This window comes from Fretibacter rubidus (assembly GCF_041429785.1).
Taxonomy (GTDB): domain Bacteria; phylum Pseudomonadota; class Alphaproteobacteria; order Caulobacterales; family Maricaulaceae; genus Fretibacter; species Fretibacter rubidus.
Map to the genome: position 1 here is coordinate 2983361 of NZ_CP163423.1, position 17669 is coordinate 3001029.

Annotated in this window: 12 protein-coding genes; 6 read left to right on the plus strand and 6 right to left on the minus strand. The window is 51.9% G+C overall.

Annotated elements, in window-relative coordinates:
- Positions 1–22: 22 nt before the first annotated feature.
- Positions 23–1789, minus strand: a complete 1767-nt coding sequence (mnmD, locus tag AB6B37_RS13850) for a tRNA (5-methylaminomethyl-2-thiouridine)(34)-methyltransferase MnmD (RefSeq protein ID WP_371396420.1) — start codon at positions 1787–1789, stop codon at positions 23–25.
- Between the two features lie 255 nt (positions 1790–2044).
- Here mnmD and AB6B37_RS13855 point away from each other — a divergent pair, with 255 nt between their 5' ends.
- Positions 2045–2788, plus strand: a complete 744-nt coding sequence (locus AB6B37_RS13855; RefSeq protein WP_371396422.1) for a TorF family putative porin — start codon at positions 2045–2047, stop codon at positions 2786–2788.
- A 76-nt stretch (positions 2789–2864) separates the two neighbouring features.
- Here AB6B37_RS13855 and AB6B37_RS13860 read toward each other — a convergent pair whose 3' ends face one another.
- Positions 2865–3821 carry an acetyl-CoA carboxylase carboxyltransferase subunit alpha gene (locus AB6B37_RS13860; protein ID WP_371396423.1) on the minus strand — a complete coding sequence of 319 codons (957 nt, stop codon included), beginning with the start codon at positions 3819–3821 and terminating at the stop codon, positions 2865–2867.
- 146 nt (positions 3822–3967) lie between these two features.
- On the opposite strand from AB6B37_RS13860, the gene AB6B37_RS13865 reads away from it, so the two are divergent.
- Positions 3968–6811 (plus strand): M16 family metallopeptidase, encoded by a 2844-nt coding sequence (locus tag AB6B37_RS13865; protein WP_371396424.1) that lies wholly within the window; start codon positions 3968–3970, stop codon positions 6809–6811.
- On the opposite strand, the gene AB6B37_RS13870 is transcribed toward AB6B37_RS13865, so the two are convergent.
- The 3 genes from AB6B37_RS13870 to AB6B37_RS13880 are packed head-to-tail and all read right to left on the minus strand — an operon-like array spanning position 6808 to position 9475.
- Entirely contained in the window at positions 6808–7752 is a 945-nt protein-coding gene (locus tag AB6B37_RS13870) for a site-specific tyrosine recombinase XerD (protein ID WP_371396425.1), read from the minus strand. The two genes, AB6B37_RS13865 and AB6B37_RS13870, sit on opposite strands and share 4 nt — an antisense overlap.
- The gene (locus AB6B37_RS13875; RefSeq protein WP_371396426.1) at positions 7753–9345 is read right to left on the minus strand and encodes a hypothetical protein; all 1593 of its coding nucleotides are present in this window, start codon (positions 9343–9345) and stop codon (positions 7753–7755) included.
- Positions 9335–9475, minus strand: coding sequence for a hypothetical protein (locus AB6B37_RS13880; protein WP_371396427.1), 141 nt, complete (start codon positions 9473–9475; stop codon positions 9335–9337). The genes AB6B37_RS13875 and AB6B37_RS13880 overlap by 11 nt, the downstream gene beginning before the upstream one ends.
- Positions 9476–9625: 150 nt before the next feature.
- Between AB6B37_RS13880 and AB6B37_RS13885 the strand changes: the two genes are divergently transcribed.
- Genes AB6B37_RS13885 through AB6B37_RS13900 form a run of 4 tightly spaced genes read left to right on the plus strand, consistent with a single transcriptional unit; the run spans position 9626 to position 14524 of the window.
- The gene (locus AB6B37_RS13885) at positions 9626–10351 is read left to right on the plus strand and encodes a shikimate kinase (RefSeq protein WP_371396428.1); all 726 of its coding nucleotides are present in this window, start codon (positions 9626–9628) and stop codon (positions 10349–10351) included.
- Positions 10348–11490, plus strand: a complete 1143-nt coding sequence (gene aroB / locus AB6B37_RS13890; protein WP_371396429.1) for a 3-dehydroquinate synthase — start codon at positions 10348–10350, stop codon at positions 11488–11490. The genes AB6B37_RS13885 and aroB overlap by 4 nt, the downstream gene beginning before the upstream one ends.
- Complete coding sequence (locus tag AB6B37_RS13895; protein ID WP_371396430.1) at positions 11487–12791, plus strand: HlyC/CorC family transporter; 1305 nt, start codon at positions 11487–11489, stop codon at positions 12789–12791. Before aroB ends, AB6B37_RS13895 begins: the two co-directional genes overlap by 4 nt.
- Positions 12788–14524: an amidohydrolase gene (locus AB6B37_RS13900; RefSeq protein WP_371396431.1), complete on the plus strand. Its 1737-nt coding sequence runs from the start codon at positions 12788–12790 to the stop codon at positions 14522–14524. The genes AB6B37_RS13895 and AB6B37_RS13900 overlap by 4 nt, the downstream gene beginning before the upstream one ends.
- Here AB6B37_RS13900 and AB6B37_RS13905 read toward each other — a convergent pair.
- On the minus strand, positions 14514–17666 hold the full coding sequence (locus AB6B37_RS13905) for a calcium-binding protein (RefSeq protein WP_371396432.1): 3153 nt from the start codon (positions 17664–17666) through the stop codon (positions 14514–14516). The genes AB6B37_RS13900 and AB6B37_RS13905 overlap by 11 nt on opposite strands.
- Between the last annotated feature and the right edge of the window lie 3 nt (positions 17667–17669).

The window sequence follows — 17669 nt, forward strand, 5'->3', positions numbered from 1 at the left end:
TCTTTACGCCTGCGCGCGCACATTAAGGTGATAAATCGCGCGAAAACAAGCCTGTCTCTATCGCTGAAGGCTCACCGCAGAGCTCACTGACAATCGCTTCGCCGAGGAGTGGCGCAAAAACAAAACCACGAGAGCCCAGCCCCGTGAGGGCTGTGATACCCGTTTCGCCGTGTAGGATGATAGGCCAGGTTTGCGGACTATTGACCCGCACACTGACACGTGATGGACGGGGGCTTTGCACCAGCTTTTGCCCCGTAATATTTTCATAGCTCATTATATTTTTTTTATCATCCGCCGACCGAGGAGCATAGACGCTGTCGCCGTCAAGACGGTCATGGGTTGCCCCCAGTAGCGTTGCCCCGTCATGACCAATCCCGTATCCGCCGTAAGTGATAGCCTCGTCGACATCGCCCCCGTCAACCCATGTTAGTTGCCCCCGACTAAAGCGCAGTCCAACATCATCAAACATGGCCATATCGCGAACCCCAGCCCCGATAGCGAAAATAACGTGACGACCCGTGGCTATCACTGCCCCCCCGTCATCAAGCACCGACCAGACATCACCCTGTTTTTTTATCTTGGCGACACTCGCCGTGACACGCTTTGCGCCCAGTAGAAACGCCTCGCAAACAAGGCTTGGATCAATAATCATCGCCTTAGGGAAATACAGCGCAGGCGTTTTCTCTTTTAGGCCGTGAGATTGCACCCACGTCATATGATGATCAGGCAAAGGCGATTGAAGGGCTAAATCTTCAAAGCGCGCGCGTTCATCCGCTGATTTTGGAATGTGATAAACCCCACGTGACAAGACACCATCCGTCACCTCATAGGCCTGCATGGCATAGAGGTAGCTTGATAGGAAAAAACGGCTATCTGCACGGTCTTGGCGGTCAAGACGCGGTTTGACAATGGCGGCAGGATTACCGCTGGCGGCTGTATCGTCACCCGCGTCAATTACCAATGGTACAATGCCGCGCAGTAAAAAGCTCCGCGCCAGTGACGCCCCAGCAATACCCGCACCAATAATGATGGGCGTGTCAATCTGTGGTGCGGGGACAGGCACTTTATCCATCACGGCTTCTATCCTGTGGCGTTTACGGCCAAAGCCGTCGACTTTACGCACGTTAAAGCCAGCCGCGCTCAAGCCTTGGCGCACCGCCCCGGCGGCGGTGAATGTCCCGACCCTCGCCCCGTCCGCTGATAAGGAGCCTATACGGGCCAGAATATCGTCTGACCACATATCGGGATTTCGGGCTGGGCTGAACCCGTCCAGATACCATGCATCAGCCTGCATATTGACGCTATCCAACGCTGCGCTGACGTCATCATGAATAAGCGTCAACGTGACATCGCCAAAATGTAGACGGTGAATACCTTTCACACGGTCGGGCCACGCGGCGATCAATTGCGTGGATAAGTCTTTTAATTCAGGCCAATGTGACAGCGCGCGCGTCAACTGTGATTTCGACAGCGGGTATTTCTCTATAGAGACAAAATGCAGCTGTTTGGTTTGACGCGGACCCTGTGTCCATAATTGCCACGTCGCTAGAAAATTAAGCCCCGTCCCAAAACCCAACTCACAAATCGTGAAGCAGTTTTTGGGGGTCTCCCAACGCTGCGGCAGGCCACACGCCGACAAGTAAACTGCCCGCGTCTCGTCAAGGCCGCCGTCAACGCTGAAATAAATATCACCAAAACCGTCAGAGGCCGGCACACCCGTACGGGACCAATCCAAATCAGGCGCAAGGCAGAGCGTCAACGGTTCATTTTTGGGCGCTTTGGACGTCATGGCGCAGCTTTAGAGCCTTGTAGCAGAGCTGCAAAGCGCTATTTCAACCCCTATGGGCGCCAAAACTGATTAACATGTCGCAGTTTAGGGCGCATTTGGGCGGTGCTGCACAAAACTTGGCCTTTGTTACATATCAAAGCTGATATCTAACTTTCTATTGGCAATCACGGCTTCTGCCCGTCACAAAACTTTTACGAATAATGATGCCTTTACACATCGGGACCGATGGGGCTGTGTTACAGACGGAGAATGACCATGACACATAAAACCAAACTTTCAGCTATCAGCGCGGTGGCTATCCTCACGGCCTTAAGTGCCCCTATGACCGCCAGCGCCCAAGACGCTGAATTTTCAGCCGGCATTGATTATGTCACTGAATATGTGTTTCGCGGTGTCAGCCTAGCCGACCAAGCGTTTCAGCCCTACGGCGAAGTGTCAGTTGGTAATTTCACAGCAGGTGTTTGGGCGTCTTTATCCGAAGGTGACGGCACAGACATCGCCGGGGACGAAGTTGACCTTTATGCGAGCTATAGCTTTGCGCTCTCTGATACTGTGTCACTAGATGCGGGTATTACCTATTACCACTACCCACAAGGCGGCGGATTGTTTGAAACAGACGGAGGCGGCGCAGGCACATATGAAGTCTCACTTGCAGCTGGTTTTGACGCGCCGTTCTCCCCATCGCTAGCAGCTTATTATGATTTAACAATTGAAGCCTTTACCGTTGAAGGCGGTATTTCGCATAGCGTGCCGATGACAGATATGTTCAGCCTTGATCTAGGCGCGAACGCAGGTCTCGTGGACGGTGACGGCTTTAGCTACGAATATGCCAGCGCATCTGCGAGCCTCTCTTATGCGCTTAGCGAGTCAACCTCAGCCTATGTCGGCGGCAACTTTGTCTTAAGCTCAGAAGATTCGCTTAATTTTGACAAGCTACTCGCTGGTGGTGGTAAAGGCGATATGGCTTGGTTTGGCGTCGGGCTATCCACTGGATTTTAAAACACGTTAAAACACAGTACGGGGCGATAAGAACGCGGCTTGTTTTTACAAGTCGCGTTCTTAATGGGCTGAATTGTTACGATAGTAAGCTGCGGCCAATATTGAGAAACTTATCCCGGCGCCGTTTAATCAACGCGTCACCATCAAGCGCAGAAAGTGATTCAATCTCTTTGACAATCGCGGCCCCCACGGTCTTGACCGTTTTTTGCGGATCACGATGCGCACCGCCCACGGGCTCTTTAATAATCTTATCAATCACACCAAGACCTTTTAGGTCTTGGGCCGTGATTTTCATAGCTTTTGCCGCATCTTGTGCGCGCGCGCCGTCCCGCCACAAAATAGACGCGCAGCCTTCGGGTGAAATGACCGAGTAAATCGAATGTTCTAGCATCATCACGCTGTCCGCTGTCGCAATAGCAACCGCGCCGCCAGAGCCGCCTTCGCCTGTGATGACGGATATAAACGGTACACGCAGCGCTAGCCCTGCATCAATCGCGCGCGCAATGGCTTCGGCTTGGCCGCGTTCTTCAGCCCCGCGTCCCGGAAAAGCCCCAGCCGTATCAACAAATGACACGACAGGAATTTGAAAACGTTCCGCCATTTGCATCAGGCGCACCGCTTTGCGGTAACCTTCGGGATTGGCCATGCCGAAATTATGATGCAAGCGCGATTGCGTATCTGTGCCTTTTTCATGCCCCATGACAACAACGCTTTGTCCGCGAATTTTGCCAAGCCCGCCAAGAAGCGCGTCATCATCCCCAAATTTACGGTCACCCGCCAGCGGTGTGTAATGCGAGACAAGGCTTTTGCAATATTCACTAAAATGCGGCCGCGCGGGATGACGGGCCACTTGTGTTTTTTCCCATGGCCCAATTTTTTTATAAATCGCGGTTAGCTCCGCATCAGATTTTTCGCGCAAGGCTGCAATTTCAGCCTCTGACGCGCCGCTCGGCGAGGCGAGGAGGTCTTCAAGCTGATTATCTAGCGCGGCCACAGGGCGTTCAAAATCGAGATAGGTACGGGCTGTGCTCATGAAAGCGGTCCTTAAAATCAGCTGTGTATTACCGGGTCGTAAGGGCGATACAATAACGAAGTGACCGCGCGGGGCAAGCGGCAGTTTAACACCTTTTCTATTGTTAATATCACCGCTAAGAGTGTTTGACTTTGATAGGGTGTATTATGAAAAATTATCTTTGGGTTGTCATCATTACGGCTTTGCTTTGGGTCGCGGGGTGTTCCCAAGGCCCAAACTCTGATGTCCTTGGGACGCCCTTTGATCCCGCTGTCAGTGTCTGGCCCCATGATGATAGCGACGTGCCCCAAGACCCTGATGTCACCTACGGCGTGTTACCCAATGGTATGCGTTACGCGCTGCAAGCGAACGGGCGACCCGAGAATGAAGCGTCTTTGCGTATGATTATTCGTGCAGGCGCAAAACACGAAACGGATACCACATTAGGTGCAGCGCATTACCTGGAACATATGGCCTTTAACGGGACAGAAAATGTGCCCGAAGGTGAAATGATAAAATCGCTAGAACGTATGGGTCTGGCCTTTGGCGCTGATACCAATGCCAGTACATCGCATAACCGCACTGATTACCGTCTAAGCCTGCCCGAAGTTGACGACGAAACCGTCGATTACGCCCTGTTTTTAATGCGTGAAGTCGCCGATAAAATGCTGATAGAGCCAGACGCGGTGGAGCGCGAACGCGGTATTATCAAAGCTGAACGCGCCACACGCCAAAGCCCGGCAAGTGACGCGGCGGAAGCTTATCAAAAATTCACCCAGCCTGATGCGCTTTATAATGCCCGTCCTGTCGCTGGCACAATTGAGACATTAGACGCCATAACGGCGGATGATTTACGCGCCTTTTATGAAGCCTATTACCGTCCAGAGCGCACATTTTTGGTCATGGTCGGAGATTTTGATGTGGCTGCGATGGAGGCCAAGATTAAGGCCCAGTTTGAGGATTGGGATAACACCTCGCCCAATCCAGCCGAGCCAGAACCGGGGCTATCTCAAACAGACGGCCGAGCGGCAGCAGTCTATATCAACCCTGAAATAACCGCCAATATTAGGCTTTATGCTGCAACTGCCCCCATGCCAAGCGGGGATAATTCCGCCTCACGCCGCGCGGCGACTGTGCGGTCTATGGCCAATAACATTGTGCGTTTGCGGTTTAATAAAAAACTGCAAGAGGCAGGCCGCCCCGTGCTGAGCGCGGGCTTATCCGCCGGACCTGGCAAAGACATTAGCAGCGCCTTTGCCTCGGCCACAATTAAAGACGGTGACTGGCAAACCGCAATTGCCGTGCTGGATAGTGAAATCCGTACCGCCCTTAAATACGGTTTTCAGCAAGAAGAACTAGACGAACTTATCGCCAATTCAGAGCGAGGCTTAACGGATTCTGTCAATTATGCCGCCAAACGCCGCTCGGCGAGTTTACTGTCGGGTATTGCAGGCGCCTTTAGTGGTGGTAACGTGCGCACCACCCCCGCCTATCAAAAAGAGTTTTTTGACGCAATTGTCCCGACCATCACCTTGGATGAAGTTCACGGCGCCTTTAAGCAAATGTGGTCTGATTTCCCGCACCGCATTTGGTTGCAAGGCCCAGAGTTTGAAGACGTATCTGAAACCGATATATTAGCGGCCTTTGAGACCGCGCGTAACACGGAAATAGAGCCGCCCGCACAACGTCAAAAGCTTGATTTCGCCTATCAGGATTTTGGCGCAGCTGGGACAATCACCGCCCGCGACAGGGTTGAAGATTTAGACATTGAGCGCATTGTTTTCGATAATAATGTGCGTTTGAATTTGAAAAAGACTGACTTTGAAGATGGCTGGATACGCATGCAGGTCACGGTCGGCGAAGGTTGGAATGCCTTTCCTGCTGATAAACCTGCCCTGACCTCGCTGGCGGGCTCTATCGCGTCAGGGGGTTACGAAGCCCATGCGGTCAGCGAATTATCAGAGATTTTTGCCGGTAAAAATATTGGACTAAACTTGTCAATTGGCTCTGAACGGCTGTCAATGAGCGGCTCGACCAATGCGGATGATGTACTATATCAACTCCGTGCGTGGACGGCGCTTTTGACCAACCCCGGCTACCGCCCCGAATGGCGCGAAAAGTTTATAGAGAGTATTAACGCCAGTTTCCATACCATTGATAGCACCCCATCAGGTGTCGCTAGCCGCGATTTGTCGCGCATTTGGAATGACGGCAATATCCGCTATGGCCTGAGACCCAAAGATGAATATATGGCGCTGAGTTTGGATGATGTCCGCGAGGTGATGGAGCCGTTGATGACACGCGGCGCAATAGAGATTGGTATTGTCGGCGATTTTGAAACAGACGCCATGATTGATTTTGTTGCGCAGACTTTTGGCGCGCTGCCTGAGCGTAATGATCGGTTTGACCCGCTGTCTGATGCGTTCAAAACGCGCTTCCCTGATCCTGCACGGGTGCGATTGACCCATACGGGCAAGATTGACCAAGGTGCAATTTATATGGGTTGGCCCATGGTTGAGGACTGGTCACTAAAACGCTCTCGCGAATATGCGGTGTTATCGACCATTCTTACGAACCGTATGACAGACGTAGTCCGTGAAGAATTGGGGCTGGCTTATTCCCCTGGCGGAGGAGTTAGCTTTTCGCAATTATCCCCTGGCTACGGCTATGCGTCAGCCACAATAACCGCAGACCCGCAATATTTCGAGGCGTTCGAAGCGGCGGTGAAAACTATCGCAGCAGAGCTTCGTAGCGGAGACATAACGCAGGACGAACTTAACCGTGCGGTAAAACCGATATTAGAAAGCATCCAAGGTGCAGAGCGTGAAAACGGCGCGTGGCTGGGCATTGTCACGCGCGCACAAACCGAGGAGCATAAATTGGATTGGCGGCGCGGGCGCGAGGCGGCCTTTAAAGCCATGACCGTGGACGACTTAAACGCAGCTGCCAAAACCCTGTTTGATCCTAGCGGATTACATGTCATAGAAATTCGCTCTGACAAAGAGGGTTAAGACTTATTTTTATCTTTCTGTGCCAGCGGATGATGGTCTTGCACAAGGGCGGTCAACCGCGCATCAAGAACATGGGTGTAAATCTGTGTTGTCGAAATATCGGCATGACCCAGCAACATTTGCACGCTGCGTAAATCCGCCCCATTGGCCAAAAGATGCGTGGCAAAGGCATGACGCAGCACATGAGGCGAGATTTTAGACGGCGGCAAACCTGCGGCAATCGCTAAGCCCTTTAATAGCTGCGCGAACCGTTCGCGACTAACATGACCCAATTTTCCGCGCGACGGGAATAACGCCGCCTTGGCGGCGGTCGATGGATTATCCGGCAAAGTTTGATCCCGCACATGCAGCCATGCATCAATGGCGTAACGCGCCGTTTCCGTCAGTGGAACGAGCCGTTCGCGCCCGCCTTTGCCTTTTATCATTAAACAATCATCACGGCGCAGCACCGCCGCTTTTTTCAAAGACACTAATTCACTGACCCGCAAGCCGCCCGCATAGAGGATTTCCATCATCGCACGTAGGCGCAAGCCTTTCACAGTCTCATCACCTTTCATGGCATCAAATAATTTATCGACGTCCTCTTCTGATAAGACCTTTGGCAAGCTGCGCCCTTGGGAAGGGCCGCGCAACATATGGGCAGGATTATCATCCCGCAGACCATCAGTCTGCAGATAGAGATAAAATTGTTTGACCGCAGAGAGCTTTCGCGCCGCCGTGGACGCTGCCAATCCGTCCTGCGCCCAAGATGATAACACGCCTTCCAGATGACCTGTGCTAGCGGCGATAGCGTCCGTGCGCGATGATTTTAAGCGCGCCACAAGGTCATCCAAATCGCGGCGGTAGGCGAGAAGCGTGTTGTCTGACGCGGCGCGTTCGGCGCTCATCATTTCCAAAAAGCCGTCAATCAAGACATTATGATCAAGCGCAGGGTGAGGCACTTATATCGCATCTAGGAAATCTTGCGCCGCCAACCGTCCTGCAAAATCATAAAGCTGTGCCGTCGACATAGCCTCAATAACGGCAGCAAAGGACGCAGCGTCAACTGTGGCCCCGTCCAGCAATATGGCTGCGCGTAATGTGGTTTCCGCGCGAGAGCTGCGCTTTGCCACACTGCGAAGCACTGCGATATCCCCAGCCGGTAGCGTGCGTGTGCCGTCGACCCTTTTACCTGAGAGCGCTTTTGCGCCGGCGTCTGTCAAGGTTGAGCCAAGGGAGAGGGCAATCAAGGCATCGCGCACGGCACGGCGGCCCTCTTCGCCTTTGGCACTAAGGCGGCCTTCGATATCATCACCTAATGTGCCAAGGCGAAAGCCCTGCCCAATCGCGTCCGCCGCAAAGGCAATCCGCACTTTTTGTGGCCCGTCGGGAAGAGCCCCGAACAAGGCCTGCAGAGTTGCGATATCATCTTGGATAACGGCTATGCCCGCATATAAATCCAGATGTTCAATTTTTTCTGTCGCAGGTAAATTGACAAGCTCTTGTTTCAACACATCCGCAAAGCGCATCAGCGCGCCTGATTTTTGCGCCTGTTGTAACACAGCCGTCATGGCCAAGCCTGAGCCGCGTTTAGCCAGTTGATAATGTTGCGCAAAGCCAAGACCTGTATCGATGTCTGCCACGCTATCCATGTCAAATGCGCCTGCGGTTTGTAAATTCTCCACCGTGACACCATCATAAATCAGGCCATTCATCACGCTATTGATCTCATCATTAGACAAGGCAGAGCCCGCCTTAAACACAGCCGCAAGACGCAAGTCTTTATCGGCTGTCGTATCCTTGGCAAATTGTGCCGCGCCTGTTGCGCTAAGCGAGACTACGGGCGCATCAGCACGAGCGCTCAAGACTGCATTGGCCATCGCGCTATAAAGTGGGTCTTTACCCAAATCATCAGGCAGCGACTTTTTCGACAGACCCGTTAGTCGGTTCATTAACCCAAAAAACAACGCGTCCTCATAGCCCGATTTTTTAAGTAAATTGGCTGTCAATTCTGCCGCTGGGATTTCGTCGCGGGTGACATGACAAAAAGACCGAAGCCGCGCCCACATTGGTGTGCCGCGGCCTTCCGATATGCTGTCGGCCATTGTGCAGGCCCCCGCAACATCGCCCATGGCCAGCGCCAAATCTGCACGCACAGCCGGGTCAGATGTCAATTCAGGCAGACGTTGGGCCACGCCCTGCAAAGCGCCCGGGTCGCCCAGTGCCATAACCGCCGCAAGTCGCGTGCGACCATAATCTGTGCTCGCACCTTCGGGCGGGACACCGGCCGATAATATGACCGTGCGCACCATGTCGCGAATGATGGGGTTCGTCGACTGAATGGGCGCGCGCGCAATCAGGTCTTTAGCGGTCGCAGCGCTTGTGCCTTGCCAAAGCGCGGGGTCAAGACCGCCAGAGGCGAAGGTCATTGTGCCCGCGTCAAAATCCTGCGCAGCGCCTAATGTGCCTTGCTCTATCGATTGGCTGTAAGCAGAGGGCGCTAGAACTGCGGCAAAGCTTGCCGTGAGTAAAAATGCGGTGAGCTTATTTTTCATAAGTATCTTCCAAATCAATGGTTTTGATGTCTTGGGGGGCATTATCCGGCCCGCTTTGGGCCAAAGCCCAGACAAAGACACCAATTATCAAGAGTAAAACGACCCCGGCTGCTGTGACTGCGCGTTTCATAATGACCTCTTTATTGATTTATTGCGGCAAAATTACTTTTGCGGTTGAGCATAGGCTGATTTGTGGACATATTAAGCAAAATTTTCAATCGTCTGGCGAGCTCTTTATACAGAGTGATGACAGCCCGTAAAACTGATTAAAGGCAAAATTATGCCGCCCGAGCCCCGCGCAGCGCGAAAAGGTCAGACTGACCCCGCGCAGCGAGACCGACGCAATAGCCCGACCGCCAAAGCGGCCGTCGAGCCTCAAGCCAAAACTCAGAGCCAATCTGGGGCTAAAAAAGCTGCGTCCAAAAAAGCATCCTCCGCAAATCTTGTGCCTGCCCTTCTTGTGCCAAACGGCCCCATCGCGCTTGTTGGATTGATGGGGGTGGGTAAAACAACGGTTGGCCGCCGCTTGGCCAAAGAATTAGGTCGCCCGTTTTATGACTCAGACGACGAAATTGAAAAAGCGTCAGGACGTACCGTCGCGGGATATTTTAGAGACCACGGCGAGGATGAATTTCGCGCAGGCGAACGCCGCGTTATTGACCGCTTGCTTGATGGGTCTGACATTATCCTGGCTACAGGTGGCGGAGCTTTCATCCAAGACGGGGCGCGTGATATATTACAAGACCGCGCGCTGACGATATTTCTAAAAGGGGATTTTGAAACGATATTTGCCCGCGTCCGCAAAAAAGATACGCGGCCCTTATTAAAAGTGCCAAATCCGCGCGAGACATTTGAGGCCCTTTATAAAGAACGCTACCCGATTTATGAACAAGCCCATATTGTCGTCAATATCGCCAAGGGGCCGCACGACCGCACGGTGCAACGCGTCGCTAAGGCGATTGATCACTATGTGAAATCGCAAAATGCGAAAGCCAGAGTGTTATGAGTAAAAAACCGCAACACAGCGTGCGTGTCGATTTAGGCGACCGCAGCTATGACATTATCATCGGGCAGAATTTACTGTCACGAGCAGCAGATTTTATGACGCCCCATTTGGCATCCAAAAAAGTTCTTATTGTAACAGATGAAACGGTCGGGACATTATACAGAGATAAGATTAATCTGAACGGCCTGGACGCCGCATGGGTAACTGTGCCTGTTGGCGAGGCCAGCAAAAGCTTTGCGCAATTGCAAATCGTCTTAGACGCCATGTTCACCCACGGCATGGAACGTAATGATACGATTGTGGCGCTAGGGGGCGGAATTGTTGGTGACCTCACCGGATTTGCAGCCAGCGTGTTTAAACGCGGGTGTCGGTTCATTCAAATCCCCACAACATTACTGGCCCAAGTCGATAGCGCCGTTGGAGGCAAAACGGCGATCAACGTCCCGCAAGGTAAAAATTTAGTCGGCGCGTTTTATCAACCGACGCTGGTTTTGGCTGATATGGATGCCCTATCCACCCTACCGCTTCGGGCATTAAAGGCAGGCTATGCAGAGATTTTAAAATACGGTCTATTGGGGGACGCGGCATTTTTTGCGTGGCTTAAAGATAATGGACCGGCTGTCATAGGCGGCGATAAAGACGCGATAGCACAGGCCGTAAAGGTGAGTTGCGAGACAAAGGCGCGTATTGTGGCGGGTGATGAACGCGAACGTGGGCAGCGCGCCCTTCTTAATTTGGGGCATACATTCGGTCACGCACTAGAGGCAGAAGCAGGCTATAGCGGCGACCTTCTGCACGGCGAAGCGGTAAGCGCGGGCATGGAAATGGCTTTTGATTTCAGTGTTGCCCTTGGCTTATGTCACTCCAGAGAGCTCGACGCACTTCGCGCTCATATGAAGAAAACGCAGCTGGTCGGCATCAAAGATGTCGCGCCACTCCTTGGTAAACCAGATGCGTTATTGTCCCATATGGATCAGGATAAGAAGAATGAGAACGGGGCCATTACATTGATTTTAGCCCGCAGAATTGGCGAGGCCTTTGTGCAGAAAAATACAATTCGCGAGACACTCTCTAATTATCTTAAATATCTTGCCGTTGAATATGGCGGTGAACCCCAAGGAAGGATAAGCCGATCATGATAGAGACCTTAATGGCTCCTGATGTCTTGGCCCGATTTGCTTTTGTGGGTTTCTTGCTGTGTTGTTCTGGCTTTTTTTCTGGATCTGAAACGGCGCTAACGGCGGCGTCTCGCGCACGGATGCATGCGGCCGAGCGCGACGGCGACAAGCGGGCCGTGCTGGTAACGAAACTCCTTAATTCGCGTGAACGCCTTTTGGGCGGGATTTTGCTTGGCAATAACTTTGTCAATATCTTGGCCACATCTATTATGACGGCGACATTGCTGGAGGTCGTGGGCGCGGCAGGCATGGTCTACGCCACTGTGATTACGACAGCGCTTATTTTAATCTTTGCCGAAGTTTTGCCCAAAACCTATGCCATTTCACAACCCGATAAAATGGCGACAAAAGTAGCGCTGCCGATCAGCTGGGTTGTTAAATTACTCGCCCCAATTGTCACAGTTGTGCAAATTATCGTTAATGCAACGCTCCGCGTCTTTGGTGTGGATAGCGAGGCCAGCGCCTGGTCAGCGGCGGATGAAATTCGGGGCGCGGTTGATTTGCATCACCAAGAAGGCGGCGTGGCCAAACGCGCCCGTGACCAAATTATTGGCGTGTTGGAGCTTGGCGAATTAACTGTCGAAGAAGTCATGATCCACCGTAAAAATCTTTATATGGTTGATGTTAACGCAGCGCCCGACGTGATTATGAAAGAGGTTCTAAGCAGTGGCCACACGCGTCTACCCGTCTATGACGGCGACCAAGATAATGTCATTGGCATTTTACATGTCAAAGATATCCTAAAGCATCTGTCGCGCGGCGGGGCCGATACCAGCAGTCTTAATATTAAGCGTCTGGCCCGCGAAGCATGGTTTGTACCGGAGACGACATCGGTTGTACGGCAGCTCCGCGCCTTTCAACAAAAGCGTGAACATTTCGCACTTGTCGTTGATGAATACGGCGCGTTGATGGGCGTCATCACACTGGAAGATATTTTGGAAGAAATCGTCGGCGATATCCAAGATGAGTATGACGAGCAGATTGAAGGGCTAGAGCGGCAAAAAGACGGCGGCGTTATTGTCATGGGGGAAATTGCCATTCGCGATGTGAACCGCACGATGGATTGGGGCCTGCCCGATGAGGAAGCGGTCAGTCTGGCCGGGCTGGTCATCCATGAGGCCCGTACGATCCCTGATGAGGGGCAGACATTTTCATTTTACGGCTACCGTTTTGAGATTTTAGAACGTGAGCGTAACCAGATTAAACGCCTGCGCGTAACAAAAACATTTGAGCCAGACCAACGCAGCGGACAGCCAATATGAATATGAAATCAACCCTGTTTAAATCAGCCTCACTCTTAGGGGCGCTATGTTTGGCTATCAGCGGATGTTCGCAAACAAAGCCCGCCAATAATGACGCTGAAACAACGGTTTATTTTAACGCTAACATTATCACACAAAACCCTGATATGCCGCGCGCGGATTATATGGCCGTCAGTCAGGGTAAAATCACGGCCATTGGCCTTGGTGATGATGTCGATATAACAGAGCCGTTGTTAGGTGCCGCAAATAGGCTGGACATGAACGGCGCAACTGTGACCCCGGGATTTATTGATAGCCATGTGCATGTAAGAGAATTAGGCCTTGATGCCGTCAAAGCGGATTTAGTCGGTGTTAAAAATGTTGAGGACATTGTTGCGCGATTAAAGGCCTATGCCCCCAACCCAACACCCGGGCAGTGGATTATTGGCCAAGGCTGGGACGAAGGGTATTTTGGTAGCGTGGGTTATCCTGACCGTGCGGCGCTTGACGCGGCCTTTCCTGATAACCCTGTAGGCCTTGAGAGTTTGCACGGCTTTGCTGGCTTTTATAACGGCGCAGCGCTGGCGGTTGCTGGCATTGACGTGAATTCACCCGACCCAGAGGTTGGCACAATATTGCGGCGCGAAAACGGCGAACCAACGGGGGTTATGCTGACATTGGCGCAAGGGCTGGTTAATCAACACAAACCAAAACGCACGCAAGCCCAATTAGAAGAGGCGATTAAAGCGGGGCTTTTGAAAATGGGCCGCGCGGGCGTGACGTCCGTGCATGAGGCCGGCATGGCCGCCGATGATGTCGACGCCTTCCTCACCTTGGCGGAACGCGGTGAATTACCCATTCGCGTTTACGGTATGTTGGACGGTAATAATGAGACCCTGATGCAAGACTGGTTTGCGCGCGGGGCATTGGACGATCCCGATGATTGGTTGGATATTCGCGGCGTGAAAGTGTTCTATGACGGCTCGCTCGGCTCTCGCACAGCGCTGATGGCCGCGCCCTATTCTGACCATCCAGAAAGAGCCAATCCGACAGAGCGCATCACACCAGACGCCGTTTTATCGCTAGGCGAACAGTCGGCAGAGCATAAGTTTCAAATGGCCGTTCACGCTATTGGAGATGAGGGCAATAACCGCACGCTAGGCCTTTATGAGCGCGCACTGTCAACACAGCCTGCCCATGATCACCGCTGGCGGATTGAGCACGCCCAGGTCGTGCTGCCCGATTTTTATGACCGCCTTGCCGCCCTTGGTGGTATCGCGTCTGTCCAGAGCAGTCACGCCGTCGGCGATAGCGGATGGGCCGAGGACCGCGTCGGCCCAGACCGTATTAAACACGCCTATGCTTGGCGGCGGATTTTAGATGCGGGTGGTCGCTTGGCGCTGAACTCTGATTTGCCGGGCGAACCGTGGGAGCCGATGGAGACGCTTTATTTTGCGGTGACGCGTAAACGTCTTGACGGCACCTCTGCCGATGACGGCACGGCGGATGACGGCTGGTACGTCGACCAAGCGCTCAGCGTTAACGAGGCCATGCACGCCATGACGGTTGAAAACGCCTATGCCGCCTATCAAGAGGACGCACTGGGCAGTCTAGCGATTGGGAATTGGGCGGATTTTGTCGTGCTATCTGATGACCCGGCGGCGGTCGCGCCTGACGCGATTAAAGACATCGACGTAACGCAAACCTTTGTCGCGGGAAAGCCGCTGAATGAATTCAAGGCGTCTAAAGAATAAAGCCGTCGATATCGAAATAGACATCGTGCACAGCGTCTGATTTGGACAACGGGTTGCCGTCATAGTCCCAATCGGCGGGCAGCTCGCGCGAGACCACATCAATGACAGGCACGTCTTTTTGGCCAGAGCTGTATTTATCGGGCAAAGTCGGGAAATAACGACCTGGCAAAAACGGGCCCGTACCGTCAGGGTCGTTATAGCCAAAGACAAAATTATCAAGCGACAAATCATCCGCGCCCACGCCGTCAATTTGTATGCGCGTACCGCCGCCCATATCAATCACAACATAGGTCCCAAAATCGGTCATATTCTCTGTGATATCAGACCACTGCAAATAAGGGCCGTAATCCAAAACGATAAGATCCTCGCCAAGGGTGAAATCGCGCACCGTATCTGTGCCGCCGTTACGGCCAAAGACAAATTGATCGGCCCCTGCCCCACCCGTTAGCGCATCGTCTCCTGCACCCCCGTTCATAACATCATCCCCGCCTTGGCCGTTTATCACGTCATCACTATCCGTACCTTGGAGGGTGTTATTGCCGTTATCGCCATCAAGCGTGGGAGTGGTCTCGTTGAGCGTGGCTGATAAACTGTAATTAATCGCAGTACTAAAAGTAGCGGCCTGAGACAAGAAAACAGAGAGATAATAAACGCCGGATGCACCAAAATCGACAATATATTCACTAACACCCGCGCGACCAATTTCTTGACCGTTAGACTGCAAAAGCGCTACGCGTAAGCTCGGACTCGCGCTGGACATATTAAAGGTGAGGCTTTGGCCCGCTTCGGCGTCAATTCGAAACCAATCAACATCGCCGCCATAATTAATTTGAGCCTGTGTGGCGTTGCCGCCAATTTCAACGCGGCCCGTGGTTGTTTGATCTGCAGTGTAGTCATCTTCAATCACGGCCCCACGGAAAACGAAATTATCGGGCGGATTAAAGTTATCGACATACTCAACGCCAACGAAATACTGGCCCGTTGTTTCCGCAAGAAAACTATTTGCCGATGAGACTGTACGTCCGATTTGGTTTCCCTGCGAATCGTAAAAGCTAAAGGCTGTGAAAGAAGCATCTGCGCTAAATGACACGAATTGCCCTGCCTCTGCGGTAAAGGAAAACCAATCGCTATCACCCATGTAATCATTGCGGCTGGTCACATCTACGCCGTCAAGATTAAGCATCCCAACTGTGTTGATATCGCTAGCGTAATCATCGTCTGGGGTAACGGCACGCACCGAAATTGTTTCGCCCAAAGGTACAGAGACGCCAATGTAATATCGCCCCGAGATATCCACGATGTAATCTAATCGCCCAGAGATTGGAGACGGAACCGGGCCAGAATTAGCCGCCGCCGGAACGACAGAAACGCCATCAGAATCATAAAGCACCATGACCGCTTCAGCGAGGAACGAGACGACTTGCCCTGCTGTTAAATCAACCGCGAGCCAGTCTTGGTCATTTTCGAAATCACCAACAACAGAAACCCCGTCGCCATCAATCTCAATTACACCAGCAGTGGCAGCGTCACCCGCATAATCATCATTGGCGTTAATGACTTCAGCCGACAGAGTGTAATTACCAGGATCTATAAATCCATCAACGACAATATAATATGTGCCTGACGCGTCAAAATTCCAATTGATTTGCTGATTTTGCCCATCGTTAAAGCTACGCGTGATAAATGTACCTGCGCTATCGAAGAGAACCAACTTTATGAAAAGTTCGTCGAGGGCAAATATATCAAAAACAACATTGTCTCCGGCGTTTACACTAATTTCGTACCAGTCCTGGTCTTCGCCGTAGTCAATTCTGCCATGAATTGCATCACCCGATATATCAAATGGCGTGGAGGCATCTTTGTTATTGCCGACACGGTCGCCGAAGCCGAGCGGGGCCGTTGCACCGACACCCGCAGATATAGTGTAACCAATGGGATTGGTGAAATTTCCATTCATTTGGATATCAATATAATAGGTCGCGGTTACGTCGACCTGCGCCAAAAACAAACCCGTTGAACTGCTGAGTAGCTCATTGCCATTGGCATCACGCAAAATCACGGATAGGCTTTCATTACTTTCAAGCAAGAGGGTGACCTCTTGACCTGCCGTGGCATCAATCCGAAACCAATCGCTATCAGTTGCCGTTTCAATGACACTGCTTTGTCTTTGACCATCAAGATTAATCACGGCGGTCGTGTCTGTGCCTCCCGCAATCTCTACATCCGTATTATCGACTTCTGTGACAGACAGTGTATAGTCAATAGGATTTGACGCGATGGTGTCCACGGGCGAGCCCGTTCCAATTTGGAATAAGTAACGCCCAACAGTCCCGAGAAAGACTTGATATGTGCCGACAGACCCAAAGTCTGGTTGCTCACCATTTTCATCCGTGAGGGCCAATATTTGTATTGCTGGCGTTCCGTTATCCAAAAATATATGAATATAAGGATCATTTGTATTGGCCGTTAAGGTAAACTCAAGCGTTGTCGGCGCGTCGATGTTCACTGCGATAAAATCGACATCAAAATCAGCCGTTAGTTGCCCAGCAACTTGTGCCCCATCTATGTCAACAACCGACCGTGTCGTTCGGTTGGAGGCATGATCCGTGTCTGACGTTGTGGCCGAAACTATAATTTCAGTATCAGCTGTAGTGACTCCAGAAAAAACCTCTATGTAATATCGTCCTGTTTCCTCGGCAAAGAAATCCATGCTTTTCGTGGTTTCGTCATCCGATCGATAAGAATAATAAATTATATTCCCGTCCTCATCGACAATTGTCATTTGAGGGTATAACCCTTCGACCTTAAGATTGACGAAGTCACCCGCCGTTAAATCAATTGCAAGCCAATCTTTATCGCGAGAGAAATCATTGCGAACAGTAATCGAGTCTCCATCCAACATAAGGACACCCGTTGTTGAAGTATCGCCCGCGTAATCGTCATCTTCCTCTGCGCGAATGACAAGGTCGGTTCGTTTATATCGGAAAGCATCATCGCCCAAGACAGACACTTCTGATAACCCTAGGGCCATATAATTTTCGGTAAAAGAAATACCTAAAGTATCTCTTTGCGTCTCATAAACGGGCAACTCAAAATTTGTAAAGACCGTGAAACGATCATCAAAACGGTCTAAATAATACATGCT

Excerpts from the sequence above, each read along its gene's own strand:
- mnmD (WP_371396420.1), bottom strand. The coding sequence starts at position 1,789 with ATGACGTCCAAAGCGCCCAAAAATGAACCGTTGACGCTCTGCCTTGCG.
- AB6B37_RS13855 (WP_371396422.1), top strand. The coding sequence starts at position 2,045 with ATGACACATAAAACCAAACTTTCAGCTATCAGCGCGGTGGCTATCCTC.
- AB6B37_RS13860 (WP_371396423.1), bottom strand. The coding sequence starts at position 3,821 with ATGAGCACAGCCCGTACCTATCTCGATTTTGAACGCCCTGTGGCCGCG.
- AB6B37_RS13865 (WP_371396424.1), top strand. The coding sequence starts at position 3,968 with ATGAAAAATTATCTTTGGGTTGTCATCATTACGGCTTTGCTTTGGGTC.
- AB6B37_RS13875 (WP_371396426.1), bottom strand. The coding sequence starts at position 9,345 with ATGAAAAATAAGCTCACCGCATTTTTACTCACGGCAAGCTTTGCCGCA.
- AB6B37_RS13880 (WP_371396427.1), bottom strand. The coding sequence starts at position 9,475 with ATGAAACGCGCAGTCACAGCAGCCGGGGTCGTTTTACTCTTGATAATT.
- AB6B37_RS13885 (WP_371396428.1), top strand. The coding sequence starts at position 9,626 with ATGCCGCCCGAGCCCCGCGCAGCGCGAAAAGGTCAGACTGACCCCGCG.
- aroB (WP_371396429.1), top strand. The coding sequence starts at position 10,348 with ATGAGTAAAAAACCGCAACACAGCGTGCGTGTCGATTTAGGCGACCGC.
- AB6B37_RS13895 (WP_371396430.1), top strand. The coding sequence starts at position 11,487 with ATGATAGAGACCTTAATGGCTCCTGATGTCTTGGCCCGATTTGCTTTT.
- AB6B37_RS13900 (WP_371396431.1), top strand. The coding sequence starts at position 12,788 with ATGAATATGAAATCAACCCTGTTTAAATCAGCCTCACTCTTAGGGGCG.
- AB6B37_RS13905 (WP_371396432.1), bottom strand. The coding sequence starts at position 17,666 with ATGTATTATTTAGACCGTTTTGATGATCGTTTCACGGTCTTTACAAAT.